Below are 11,657 nucleotides of genomic sequence, written 5' to 3'. Positions count from 1 at the left end.
GCCTAACCTCCCTTACACCGCGCACTCCCCACGGCCCAGCCGCACCCGGAAGGCCTCTCCTTCCGCCCCTAGGTCCTGGTAATACTCCGGGGCTTCCTCGTAGGAGGGGATGCTTTGGAGATCTTCAAGGAGAGGCTTGAAAGAGGCCACTCCCACCCGGTCCAAAAAGGCCTGGAAGCTTTCCCCCTGCTGCCGCTCCTCCTGGTAGCGCCTCAGGATCCTCTCCACCGCCTCGGGAGTGCGCCGGGCAGGGATGCGGGCCACCACCTGGCCGAAGCGCGCCTCCCCTTCCCGTGTCCCCCCGCCCAGGAGCAGGGTGTAGTGGGGCACCTCCCGTTCCTCCACTTTGCGGCTTGCCCCGTAGAAGCCGATGTCCGCGATGTGGTGCTGGCCGCAGGCGTTGGGGCAGCCGGAGATCTTCAGGCTCAGGGGGCGCACCGCAGGGTCGCGGGCCAAGGGCAAGGTGGAAAGGTGCGCCTCCAGGGCCTGGGCTAACCCTCGGGAGTGGGTGATGGCCAGGTTACAGGTGTCGGCTCCAGGGCATCGGGTAATGTCCAAGAGGGTGTGGGCCTGGGGGTGGGCCAAGCCTGCCTGCAAAAGGGACTCGTATAACCCCCCCAAGGCTTCCTCAGGCACGAAGCGCAAGAGGAGGTTCTGGCTGATAGCGCTTCGCACCTCGGCCGCGTAGGTTTCGGCGATCTCGGCCAGGGCCCTTAGGCCCTCCGGGGTGATGTCCCCCAGGGGTAGGCGCATAAGGACCGTATAAAAGCCCGCCTGCTTTTGGCGGAAAAGGTTGGTGCGGCGCCACTCGTCAAACCCCGGGGCGAAGGAGAAGGGCTTCCGCGGTAGGGAAGGAAGGGCGGGGGATGGGGGATCCTGGGGGGGTTGCCAGGCCTTGAGGTCCTCGCCGCTGGCGGTGAGCTTAACCAGCCGCCTTTCCTCTCGCACCGCTTCCCGGAAGGCGGCGATGCCCCACCGCTTCACCAGGAATTTGAGCCGGGCCTGGGTGAGCACCTTACGGTTGCCGTAGCGGTCGAAGAGCCGGAGGATGGCCAGCATGGTGGGGAGGAGCTCCTCCTCGGGGGTGAAGGGCTCTAAGAGCTCCGCGCTCATGGGGGCAGCTCCGAGCCCACCGCCCACATAGAGGCGGAAGCCCCTCCGCTCCCCTTCCTTGGCCGCCACCACGCCGATGTCGTGGATGGAAGTGCGGGCGTGGTCCGTGGCGCACCCTTCGAAGGCGATCTTGAACTTGCGGGGCAGGTTCTGGCCCACCGGGTGGCGGAGGAAGTAGCGGTAGGCGACCTCTGCGTAAGGGGTTACGTCAAAGGGTTCCTCCGGGGAGACACCGGCGAAGGGGCAGCAGGTGATGGCCCGGATGGAGTGACCGCAAGCTTCCCGGGTGGTGAGGCCCACGGTGTTGACCGCACGGAGGACCTTGGGTACGTCCTGGCGGTGCACGTGGTGGAGCTGGACCGCCTGACGGGTGGTCACGTGGGCCAACCGGTTTTCCGTGTAACGCTCGGCCACGTCGGCCAGAACCCTCAGGGCCTCGGTGCTGACCCGCCCCACAGGAAGCTTGATCCGGATCATGTGGTGTTCGGGTCTGCCCCGGATGCCGTAAATCCCGTTTTTCAGCCGGAAGACCCGGAAGTCCTCGGGGTCCTCCTCCCCCGCCTCGAGGCGGGCGATCATGGCCTCCAGATGCCGGATTTCGGCTTCCACTTCAGCGCTCAGCCCTGCCATCCTGCCTCCTTTCCCCCTCTCCGGGGATTGCCGGGGATGATATACCATTGAGCCTATGAAAGTCAAGGGTATGTAGCAGGGCTTTACCCATAACTTCCTCCCCCTCCTTCCCCCTCCAGGAACTCCCGGGTGGCCAGGTGGTTGAGAAGCCGCACCAGCCCCCTCAGGAGCAGGTAGGGACCATCCCTCTCATACCCTTTTACGCTGAACCCTTCTCCCGGGGCCACCAGTGGAAGAGGGTGTGCCTCCTGAGGAGCTCCCAGTCCCCCTGCAGCACCAACCACCGCCTCTCCACCGCCTCCATCAGGGCCTCCAGGTCCACAAAGTACCGGTTCGCCACCGCCTCGTTCACCAAAGGCCACACCCGCTCCACCCTCGGGGACAGGGGCCACCCCGTCCCCCAAAAGGCTCAAAGCTTCCCCCGTCTCCGGCTCCACGTCAGCCCGCAGGGCTATCTTGCAAGGGGCACAGGTAAGACCACCGGTACCGGTGCGCCACCACCGCCTTAGGCCTCTCCCCCCGCCGGGCCCACACCCGCCGGTACACCGGCTTCAGCCCCAACCGGTGCTCATCGTAGGCAAACACCCTCACCCTGCGCCCCTCGGCCCGGGCCGCCTCCACCTCCCGCCGGAGCCCCTTTTAAACGCCTCCTGTGCCTTCCTCTCCGCCTTCCGGTGCACCGGCCGCGGTACCCGCAGGGCAAACCCCGCCTCGTGGAGTAGGCGGTAGATGGGGGTCAAGATACGAGCTCCGCTCGTGACCAGGGAAAGCCGCTTCCCCAGATGCTCCGCCACCCGCCGCCAGAGCTTGGGCCGGGCTCCGGGGTTGCTGTGCCGCCCATCCCGCAGGGCCTCGGGGCCCAGGAGGCCCTACCGGCGCAGGGCGGCGTGCACCCAGCGGGGGTCTGCAGGGTAATGCGGGCGATCTCCTTGGCGGAGAGGCCCCTGGCTGCGTGATAGACCGCTTGCAAGCAGGTCTTTTCCACCAGGTCCTTGGCCTTTTTGTACCTCCGCTCCAGTTCCCTCAAGGTCAGGTGGCGGGCTACCTGGGGCATGGAAGAGGGGTACTACAGGAAAGGGTATGAGGGGGAGAGAAGGCTGCTGGGCTACTGGCTCTTCCCCGGGGAGAAGGCCCTGGCCTGGCAGGGGGTGCTGGGGGAGCTGTGGGGGTGGGGCTCGCGGTCTTTGCCGTGGGGGAGCCCCACCGGGAGGGGTACGCGGTCTCGGCCCCGGCGGTGGTCCTCGCCGCCTTAGCCGCCCGCACCCGGAGGATCCGCCTGGCCAGCGCCGCGGTGGCGCTGGGTTCCGAGGACCCCGTCCGGGTACCGCCCTGGACCCCCTCTGGGTGGCTGCCGGGGGCGCCCCGGGGTCGGCGGTACGGGCGGGGGAGCTGGGTCTGCCCCTGGTCCTGGCCGTCATCGGGGGGATCCCGGCGGTTCCTGCCCATCGCCGAGCCCTACCGGGAGGCGGCCCGGGGCCACACCCCCCGCCTGGCCCCGGCAGCCCACGGCTTCCTGGCAGAGGAGGACGGGGAGGCCCTGTGCCTCGCCGCCCCCGCCTTCCTGGAGGCGATGCGCCGCCTCGGCCGGGGGCGGGGCCGGCGGCCCCTGGAACCCAGGTGCTTCGCCCGACCCCGGGGCCTGGCGGGGGCGGACTGCATCGGCGACCCCCTGCGGGCGGTGGAGAAGGCCCTGTGCTGGTAGGAGCTCTTCCGCCCGGAAAAGCTCCTCCTGCAGCCCACCGTGGGCGCCCTGCCCCACCGCAAGGTCCTCCGGGCCCTCGAGCTCCTGGGGGCGGAGGTGCTCCCCCGGGTGCGGAAGGCCCTGGCGGGCCAGGCCCCCGGGCCGTGGTAGGATGGCCCGGAAGGAGGTGGCCGTGGCACCTTGGGAGACCCTGGAGGCCTTCGTCCGGGAGAGGCTCCGGCGGAGCCGGCTCCCCGGCCTGAGCCTGGCCGTGGTCCGGGGGGAGGAGGTGGCCTACGCCCGGGGCTTCGGCTTCCGCGACCTGGAGCGAAAGCTCCCCGCCACCCCCACCACCCGCTACGGCATCGGCAGCGTCACCAAGTCCTTCACCGCCTTGGCCCTGATGCAGCTGGTGGAGGAGGGAAAGCTCTCCCTGGAGGACCCCGTGGAGCGCTTCCTGCCCCTCAGGGTGCGCCCCTTCGGGGAGCCCGTCCGGGTGGAGCACCTCCTGGCCCACACCTCGGGGATCCCCGCCCTGGCCTACGCCGAGGCGGAGATCCGCTACGACCAGGGCACCGGGGGAAGGCCCCTGGCCCTGGCCGCGGTGGCGGACTTCGTGGCCTGGCTGAACGGGGCCGAGGGCTGGGCCGAGGCCCGCCCTGGGGAGCGCTGGTTCTACCTCAACGAGGGGTATGTCCTCCTCGGGGGGATCATCCAGGAGCTTTCCGGCCTGTCCTACGGGGAGTACCTGCGGGAGCGGGTCCTGAAGCCCCTGGGCATGGAGGCCACGGGGTTTTTGGGGGAGGAGGCCCCTGAGCTGGCCACCCCCTACCTGGTCCCCCCGGAGGGACGGCCCCGCCCGGGCCGGGCCGCTCCCATGGCGGTGGGGAGCGACGGGGCCCTGGTGAGCACCGCCTTGGACCTGGCCCTTTACCTGCGGATGTGGCTCCGCCGAGGGGCTCCCCTGGTGGGGGAGGAGGCCTACCGGGAGCTCCTCCGCCCCCGGGTTCCCGTCCCCGGGGAGCCTCTTTGGCCCGGCCCCCTGGGCCCGGCCCAGTACGCCCTGGGCCTCATGGTCCAGCCCTTCTTCGGCCGCACCCTGGTGGGGCACGGGGGGAGCGTTTTGGTCTACACCGCCCACCTGGCCTTCCTCCCCGAGGAGGGGCTTGGGGTGGCGGTGCTGGCCAACGGCTCCGGCTACCCCCTGGCCCAGATCGCCCAGGCCGCCTTGGCCCTCCTCCTGGGGGAGCCCCTGGAGGCCCTCCCCTTCTACCGGCTGGAGGCCCTGGGGGAGCGGATCTTCGGCCTGTACGCCACCTACGGGGACACCCTGCGGGTGACCCTCCGGCCCCAGGCCGGGGGGGTGGAGCTCCGGGTGGAGGACCGGGAGGCCCCCCAGAGCGTCCTCCTGGCCTGGGAGGCCCTGGGGGAAGGGGAGGTGCGCCTCCGGGCCCTCCTGGGGGACCGGGCCCTGCCCGTGGCGGTGCGCCTTTCCGACCCTCCCGTCCTCCTCTACGAGCGCTACAAGCTCCGCCGGGTGGGCGGGCTGGCCTAGGGGAGGGGATGCGCCTGCGGGTGGTGGCGGTGGGCCGGCCCCGGCTCCCCTACGCCCGGCTCGGGGTGGAGGAGTACGCGGGGCGCATCGGGCGGTACGCTCCCCTGGAGATCCTCTTCGTCCGCGAGCCGGGGGGGCTGCTTCCCAAGGCGGAGGGGTACCGCAAGGTGGTCCTGGACGAGGGGGGGAGTCTTTTCACCACGGCGGAGCTCTACCGGGTCTTCCGGGGCTGGGAGGGGGAGCGGGTGGCCTTCCTGGTGGGGGGAGCGGAGGGGCACCCCCAGGCCGTCCGGGAGCGGGCGGACCTCCTCCTCGCCCTCTCCCCCCTCACCCTGCAGCACGAGCTGGCCCTCCTGGTCCTCCTGGAGCAGCTCTACCGCCTCCTCACCCTGAGGGCGGGCCACCCCTACCACCGGCCATGACCTACGAGGCCTTTTTGAACCTGGTGGAGCGGCTTTGGGGGGAGGTCCCCGAGGCCTTCAAGCGGGGGCTTCAGGGGGTGCATGTCCTGCCCCAGGCCAAGCCCGAGCCGGGGGTCCCCGGGGTGTGGCGCCTGGGGGAGTACCTGGACCCGGGGCCCCCCACCAGTTTTGGGGGCTTCGAGGGCCTGGGGCGGCACATCGCCCTCTACTACGGCTCCTTCCTGGAGGTGGCGGGCCCGGGCTTCGACTGGGAGGGGGAGGTGTGGGAAACCCTCCTCCACGAACTCCGGCACCACCTGGAGTCCCTGGCGGGCCGGGACGACCTCGTCCAGGAGGACCTCAGGCGCCTGGACGCCTTTCGCCGGGGCGCCCCTCCCGGGGAGGGAGGCCGCTAGCCCCCTTTCCCTCCCCCGCCGCCTTTAGGGGCCGCCGCTGGGCGAACCCCCCGGAGAGGGGGTGGTAGTGGGCCACCTCCGGCTCCCCCTCCTGCCAGCAGAGGAAGACCACCTCCCCCCCGATGCGGGCGGGGAAGTCCACCAGGCCCCGCTCCGGGTCCTGGAGGAAGACCCCTAAGGAGGCCAGGTAGCGGGCATCGGCCTCCAGGGAGCCCAGGAGAAAGCGGGCCTCCTCCTCCAAGGCCCGCCTGGCGAGCCCCCGGGCCTCGGGAAGCTGGGCCTGGACCTCCCGGAGCTCCCTCTGGGCCTGCCGCATCTGGGCCAGGACCCGCCGCAGCTCGGGCAGGAGGGCGTCGGCCTCCTCCTTGGTGAAGATGCGGGCGAACATACCTGCCCCTATCCTAGCACAGATGCTTAGGAAAATCTAAGCCTGAGACACTCAGGCTTGGGGCCCCCTAGGGCGGGGCAGCCCACAGCTCCACCTCCCCCGCCCCCACCCGCACCCCCCCCACCTGGAGGCTCCCGTCGGGGAGGACCGCCTCCGCCACCCCCTCCACCGGCCCCTTGGGGGTATGCACCCGCACCCAGCGCCCCAGGGTGCAGGAGGCCTGGCGGTAGCGGGGGAGGAGGGCTTCGGGCCGTTCCAGGAGGGGCAGGAGGGTTTCCAGCCGCTCCAAAAACCCCTCCAGCACCTCCCGGCGGGAGCGGGGGGAGAACTCCCCGAGGGCGGCTGCCCCTTGCGGGGCCCAGGCCACGTTCACCCCCACCCCCAGGAGGACGTAGGCCACCTCCTCCCCCTCGGCCTTGGCCTCGAGGAGGATCCCCGCCATCTTGCGGCCGTCCGGGGCCAGGAGGTCGTTGGGCCACTTGAGCCCCCCCACCCCCGCGGCCTCGAAGAGGGCCAGGCCGGCGAGGAGGGGGAGGGGTCCCAGGGCGGGAAGGGGGAGGAGGGGCCTGAGGAGCAGGGAGAAGGTGAGGCTTCCTCCGGGGCGGCTCGCCCAGGGCCTTCCCCGCCTTCCCCGCCCCTTTTCCTGGACCTCGGCCAGGACCAGGGCCCCCTCGGGGGCCCCCGCCTCCGCCCAGGCCTTGAGCACGTCCTGGGTGCTCTCCACCCGGCCCAGGTAGCGGTAGGGCCTTCCCAGGCGGCCTCTGGGCTGGAAGAGGTGGGGGAGGGGGGTGCCGGGGAGGATGCGGTAGCCCTGCGGGCCCACCTCCACCGGGAAGCCCTCGGCCTGGAGCCTTCTGGCCTCCTTGGACACCGCCTGGCGGCTCACCCCCAGCCTCCGGGCCAGGGCCTCGCCGCTCTGGAAGCCTTCCGTGAGGAGGTCTAAAAGGCGGGCCATGCTGCGGGGTTTTCCATCCGTTTGCGACCGGAGCCCGCGCCCGGCCGGGGTGGCCTCAGGCCAGCTCCACCTGGGAGAGGTCCCCCAGGATGAGGCGGTGGGCCCGGGGAAGGCCGTTGCGGCTTTTCACCTCGGCCCTCACCCCTAGGATGCTCTCCTGGAGGCGCGGGGCCACATCTTCTAGGACCGCCTGGTCCTCGAGGATGGAGTACTCCACCTCCGAGCGCACCACCCGCGCCCCCGGCCCTATGGAGGTGAAGGGGCCCACATAGGCCCCCTCCACCACCGCCCCCTCCCCGATGAAGGCCGGGCCGATCACCGTGCTCCCCACCACCCGGGCCCCCCGCTCCACCACCACCCGGCCCGTGAGCTCGCTCCCCTCCACCTCCCCCTCCACCCGGGGGGAGAGCTCCTCCAGGAGGAGGCGGTTGGCGTCTAAGAGGTCCTTGGGGCGGCCGGTGTCCTTCCACCAGCCCTCCACCTCCACCCCCACCACCCGCTTCCCCCGGTCGATGAGCCCCTGGATGGCGTCGGTGATCTCGTACTCCCCCCGGGCCGAGGGCTTGAGGTCCCCGATCACGGGGAAGACCTCGGGGGTGAAGACGTAGACCCCGGCCACCGCCAGGTCCGAGGGGGGATCCTGGGGCTTCTCCAGGAGGCGCACCACCCGTTCCCCCTCCAGGAGGGCCACCCCGAACTGCCGGGGGTCTTCCACCCGCACCAGGGCGATCACCGCGCTCACCCCCTCGCGGAAGGCCCCGAGGAAGCGGCCGATGCCCCTCTGGAAGAGGTTGTCCCCCAGGTAGAGGACGAAGGGGCTTGGGCCCAGGAAGCCCTGGGCCACCGCCACCGCGTGGGCCAGGCCCTGGGGCTCTTCCTGGAGGATGTAGCGCACCGGGTAGCCGGCAAGGGCTTCCCGGATGTCCTTCTCCGTCTCCGGGGAGACCACCACCCCGATCTCCTCTACCCCCGCTTCCCGCAGGTTCTCCACCGCATAGTGGAGGATGGGCCGCCCCGCCACCCGGATCACCGGCTTGGGCCGGGTGTGGGTGAGGGGGCGGAGCCGGGTCCCCCGCCCGGCGGCCAGGATCAGACCCTTCATGCCCCCAAGCATACCCCGTTAGAATGGGGAGAGGGGATGCCCAAGGCCGGAACCCGGGTGGCCCACGCCTACGACCGCCTGCGGGCCTACCCGCCGGAGGTGGCGGGCCGTATCGCCACCGCCATCGGGAACGCCCTACAGGCCCGGGGGGAGGAGCCCGTCCTCCTGGAGCTCGGGGCGGGCACGGGGCGGATCGCCCTGCCCCTCATCGCCCGGGGCTACCGCTACATCGCCTTGGACCGGGACCCGGCCATGCTGGAGGTTTTCCGGCAGAAGGCCGCGGGGGTCATGCGCAAGGTGCACCTCCTCCTGGCGGACGCCCGGGAGATCCCCCTGCCCGGGGAGAGCGTCCACGGGGTGATCGCCGTCCACCTCTGGCACCTCCTCCCCGACTGGCAGAGGGCCCTGGCGGAGGCCTTCCGGGTCCTGAAGCCGGGAGGGGTGCTCCTGGAGGGCTGGGACCGGATGGCCTCGGAGGTGGACTCCCGCCTCCAGGAGCGCTGGCAGGCCCTGGTGGCGGCGGAAGGGGTAAGGGTGGAGCGGGGCCGGCACCAGAAGCGGCTCGCCGAGGTGGCGGAGGCGCTGAGGCGCCTCGGCCTCCGGCCCCGGACCCGCCTGGTGGTGGCCTGGCGGGAGGAGCGCTCCTTGAGGGAAGCCCTGGAGGCCCTGGAGGAGCGGCTTTACTCCTTCACCCAGGAGGTGCCCGAGGAGGTCCACCGCAGGGCGATGCCCCACCTCCTGGCCTTCGCCGAGGCGGAGTTCGGGAGCCTGGACCGTACCTTTCCCGTGGAGCGGAGCTTCTTTCTGCGCATCTCCCGCCTGGGCTAAGGCCTCCCGGCTATCCTGGGGCCATGAGGCGCCTCGCCGTCAGAACCCCCCCCGAGGGGCTGGTGAACATCACCGGTCAGGTGGAGGCGGTTTTGGAGGGGCACACCGGCCTGGTGTACCTCTTCGTCCCCCACACCACCTGCAGCCTCCTGGTGCAGGAGGGGGCGGATCCCCATGTGGCCCAAGACCTCCTCCGCCGCCTGGAGGAGCTCGCCCCCCGCCATCACCCCAAAGACCGGCACGCCGAGGGCAACACCCACGCCCACCTCAAGAGCCTCCTCACCGGGGTCCACCTCCTCCTCCCCGCGGAGGGGGGGAGGCTTTGGCTTGGCCGCTGGCAGCAGGTCTTCCTGGCGGAGTTCGACGGGCCCCGGGAGCGGGAGGTCTGGGTGCGCCTCCTCTAGACCCAGCGCACCTCCTCCACGCTCTTCACCCCCTTGAGGGCCTGGACCAGGCTCTCCCGCTCCCCGTCCCCCACGGAAAGCCGCAGGCGGATGCGGGCCAGGGGGCCCAGGACGCGGGTTTCCGAGCCCAGGGCGCTTTTGCCCGCCTCGGCCACCACCTGCATCACGTCCCTTAGGAGCCCGGCCCGGTCCTGGGCCAGGACCTCGAGGGTGGCCACCTTCCCCCCCACCCCCTCCCAGTAGGCCCCCAGGATCCGGTCCGCCTCCGGGCCCTGGAGGAGGCGGCGCAGGTTGGGGCAGTCCGCCCGGTGGACCGTGACCCCCCTTCCCCGGGTGACAAAGCCCAGGATGCTGTCCCCCTTCATGGGTTCGCAGCAGGAGGCCAGGCGGATGGGGGCCTGGAGGTCCTGCTCCAGGCGGATGCCCCACTGGTTTTTGGGGGGAGGGGCGGGCTTTTCCCGCCGTTGGAGGCTTGTGGGGTAGAGCTTTTCCACCACCTGGCGGGGGGTGAGGCGGTTCAGGGCCAGGGCCAGGTAGAGCTCCTCGGGGGAGGGGGCGATGCCCAGGCGGCGGGCCGCCTCCTCCAGCTGGCTGTCCGCGGGCCGGGGGAGGCCCCGGCGCTTCAGGTAGCGCTCCAGGAGCCCTTGGCCCCTCTCCAGGGTCTCCTGCCGCTCCTGGGCGCGGAAGTACTGGCGGATCTTGCTCTTGGCGGTGCGGCTTTTGGCGAACTCCAGCCAGCCCTTGGAGGGGTGGGCGTTTTTGCTGGTGAGGATCTCCACGAGCTCCCCGTTTTGCAGCTCGTAGGAGAGGGGGACGATGCGCCCGTTGACCTTGGCCCCCACCATGTGGTGCCCCACCTCGGTGTGGATGTGGTAGGCGAAGTCCACGGGGGTGGCCCCCTTGGGCAGGTTGATGATCCGCCCCTTGGGGGTGAAGACGAAGACCCTACCCCCCAGGAGGTCCCGGGTCACCGCCTCCACGAACTCCCGGGAGCTAGAAAACTCCTGCTGCCACTCCTGGATGTTCTTGAGCCAGGAGACCCGGCGCCGCACCTCCTCGGGGTCGGTGAGCCCCTCCTTGTAGAGCCAGTGGGCGGCGATGCCGTACTCGGCGATGCGGTGCATCTCCCGGGTGCGGATCTGCACCTCCAGGGGGAGGCCCTCCAGGGCGATCACCGTGGTGTGGAGGCTTTGGTAGCCGTTGGGCTTGGGCACGGCGATGTAGTCCTTGACCCGTCCGGGGATGGGCTGCCAGAGGGCGTGGACCAGGCCCAGGACGTGGTAGCAGACCTGTTTCTCCCTCACCGCCCTTCCCTCCTCCGTGGGGGCGGGCTTGGGGTCCAGGATGACCCGCACCGCCAGGAGGTCGTAGATCTGCTCCAGGGCCTTCCCCTCCCGCTCCATCTTCTTCCAGATGGAGTAGAGGTGCTTGGGGCGGCCCGTGACCTCGAAGCCTTGCAGCTGGGCCTGGAGAAGCTCATCCTTGCGCAGGGCCTCCTCCAGGGCGGCCATGGCCTTTTGCACCAGGCGCTCCCGGGCTTCTTGGGTTTCCCGGATGCGGGAGAGGAGGGCGCGGTAGGCCTCGGGGTGGAGGTAGCGGAAGGAGAGGTCCTCCAGCTCCCACTTGAGCTGCCCCATCCCCAGGCGGTGGGCCAGGGGGGCGTAGATCTCCAGGGTCTCCTGGGCGGTGCGCCGCTGCTTCTCGGGGGGCATGTGCTCCAGGGTGCGCAGGTTGTGCAGGCGGTCGGCCAGCTTCACGATGATGATGCGCACGTCCTCCGCCATGGCGATGAACATCTGGCGGAGGTCCTCGGCCCGCCTCTCTTCCCCCTCCAGGTTGGCCAGCTTGTAGAGCTTGCTGACCTTGGTCTCCCCCTCCACGATCCGGCGCACCGCGGGGCCGAAGCGCCGTTCCAGCTCCTCCCCGCTTACCCCGCAGTCCTCCAGGGTGTCGTGGAGGAGGCCCGCGGCCACGGTGTCCGGATCCAGGTGCAAGGAGGCCAGGATCTCCGCCACCGCCACGGGGTGGGTGATGTAGGGCTCCCCGCTCTTGCGCAGCTGGCCCCGGTGGGCCTCCTCGGCGAAGCGGTAGGCCTCCCGCACCCGCTCCCGCTCCTCGGGGGAGAGGTAGTCCAGGTGGGGGGCGAGGCTTTCCCAAAGGGCCGAGGCGGTTACCACTACCCCT

General features: G+C 71.1%; 13 protein-coding genes. 6 read left to right on the top strand and 7 right to left on the bottom strand.

The window, feature by feature from the left end; all coding sequences use genetic code 11:
* Window positions 1-12: 12 nt before the first annotated feature.
* The 3 genes from ETP66_RS05260 to ETP66_RS12535 all read right to left on the bottom strand — a co-directional run bounded on the left by ETP66_RS05260 (window position 13) and on the right by ETP66_RS12535 (window position 2,537).
* Window positions 13-1,743, bottom strand: a complete 1,731-nt coding sequence (locus tag ETP66_RS05260) for a nitrite/sulfite reductase (protein WP_130841288.1) — start codon at window positions 1,741-1,743, stop codon at window positions 13-15.
* Between the two features lie 199 nt (window positions 1,744-1,942).
* A complete protein-coding gene (locus ETP66_RS11925; protein WP_161569069.1) occupies window positions 1,943-2,107 on the bottom strand; it encodes a hypothetical protein in 165 nt (54 codons plus the stop codon).
* Window positions 2,108-2,330: 223 nt separating this feature from the next.
* Window positions 2,331-2,537 (bottom strand): winged helix-turn-helix domain-containing protein, encoded by a 207-nt coding sequence (locus ETP66_RS12535; protein WP_430731875.1) that lies wholly within the window; start codon window positions 2,535-2,537, stop codon window positions 2,331-2,333.
* 374 nt (window positions 2,538-2,911) lie between these two features.
* Here ETP66_RS12535 and ETP66_RS05245 point away from each other — a divergent pair, with 374 nt between their 5' ends.
* The 4 genes from ETP66_RS05245 (at window position 2,912) to ETP66_RS05230 (ending at window position 5,796) form a co-directional block, all read left to right on the top strand.
* Window positions 2,912-3,445 (top strand): LLM class flavin-dependent oxidoreductase, encoded by a 534-nt coding sequence (locus ETP66_RS05245; protein WP_236630099.1) that lies wholly within the window; start codon window positions 2,912-2,914, stop codon window positions 3,443-3,445.
* A 172-nt stretch (window positions 3,446-3,617) separates the two neighbouring features.
* A complete protein-coding gene (locus tag ETP66_RS05240) occupies window positions 3,618-4,979 on the top strand; it encodes a serine hydrolase domain-containing protein (RefSeq protein ID WP_161569067.1) in 1,362 nt (453 codons plus the stop codon).
* An 8-nt stretch (window positions 4,980-4,987) separates the two neighbouring features.
* On the top strand, window positions 4,988-5,401 hold the full coding sequence (locus tag ETP66_RS05235) for a 23S rRNA (pseudouridine(1915)-N(3))-methyltransferase RlmH (RefSeq protein ID WP_130841284.1): 414 nt from the start codon (window positions 4,988-4,990) through the stop codon (window positions 5,399-5,401).
* Window positions 5,398-5,796 (top strand): metallopeptidase family protein, encoded by a 399-nt coding sequence (locus ETP66_RS05230; protein WP_130841282.1) that lies wholly within the window; start codon window positions 5,398-5,400, stop codon window positions 5,794-5,796. The genes ETP66_RS05235 and ETP66_RS05230 overlap by 4 nt, the downstream gene beginning before the upstream one ends.
* Here the strand turns inward: ETP66_RS05230 and ETP66_RS05225 are convergent.
* The 3 genes from ETP66_RS05225 to ETP66_RS05215 form a co-directional block, all read right to left on the bottom strand.
* A complete protein-coding gene (locus ETP66_RS05225; protein ID WP_130841280.1) occupies window positions 5,741-6,184 on the bottom strand; it encodes a DUF2203 domain-containing protein in 444 nt (147 codons plus the stop codon). The two genes, ETP66_RS05230 and ETP66_RS05225, sit on opposite strands and share 56 nt — an antisense overlap.
* A 67-nt stretch (window positions 6,185-6,251) precedes the next feature.
* Window positions 6,252-7,139 (bottom strand): biotin--[acetyl-CoA-carboxylase] ligase, encoded by an 888-nt coding sequence (locus tag ETP66_RS05220; protein WP_130841278.1) that lies wholly within the window; start codon window positions 7,137-7,139, stop codon window positions 6,252-6,254.
* Between the two features lie 55 nt (window positions 7,140-7,194).
* A complete protein-coding gene (locus ETP66_RS05215; protein ID WP_130841277.1) occupies window positions 7,195-8,241 on the bottom strand; it encodes a glucose-1-phosphate thymidylyltransferase in 1,047 nt (348 codons plus the stop codon).
* Window positions 8,242-8,277: 36 nt separating this feature from the next.
* Here ETP66_RS05215 and ETP66_RS05210 point away from each other — a divergent pair, with 36 nt between their 5' ends.
* Both ETP66_RS05210 and ETP66_RS05205 read left to right on the top strand, forming a co-directional pair.
* Complete coding sequence (locus ETP66_RS05210; RefSeq protein ID WP_130841276.1) at window positions 8,278-9,069, top strand: class I SAM-dependent methyltransferase; 792 nt, start codon at window positions 8,278-8,280, stop codon at window positions 9,067-9,069.
* Window positions 9,070-9,092: 23 nt separating this feature from the next.
* The gene (locus ETP66_RS05205) at window positions 9,093-9,473 is read left to right on the top strand and encodes a secondary thiamine-phosphate synthase enzyme YjbQ (RefSeq protein WP_130841275.1); all 381 of its coding nucleotides are present in this window, start codon (window positions 9,093-9,095) and stop codon (window positions 9,471-9,473) included.
* On the opposite strand, the gene ETP66_RS05200 is transcribed toward ETP66_RS05205, so the two are convergent.
* A complete protein-coding gene (locus ETP66_RS05200; protein ID WP_130841274.1) occupies window positions 9,470-11,650 on the bottom strand; it encodes a RelA/SpoT family protein in 2,181 nt (726 codons plus the stop codon). The genes ETP66_RS05205 and ETP66_RS05200 overlap by 4 nt on opposite strands.
* Window positions 11,651-11,657: the final 7 nt, after the last annotated feature.

It is taken from the genome of Thermus thermamylovorans (genome assembly GCF_004307015.1).
In the GTDB taxonomy this organism is placed as follows: Bacteria; Deinococcota; Deinococci; order Deinococcales; family Thermaceae; genus Thermus; species Thermus thermamylovorans.
Note: the sequence above shows the minus strand (reverse complement) of the source record. Positions and strands in the feature narration are given on the sequence as shown.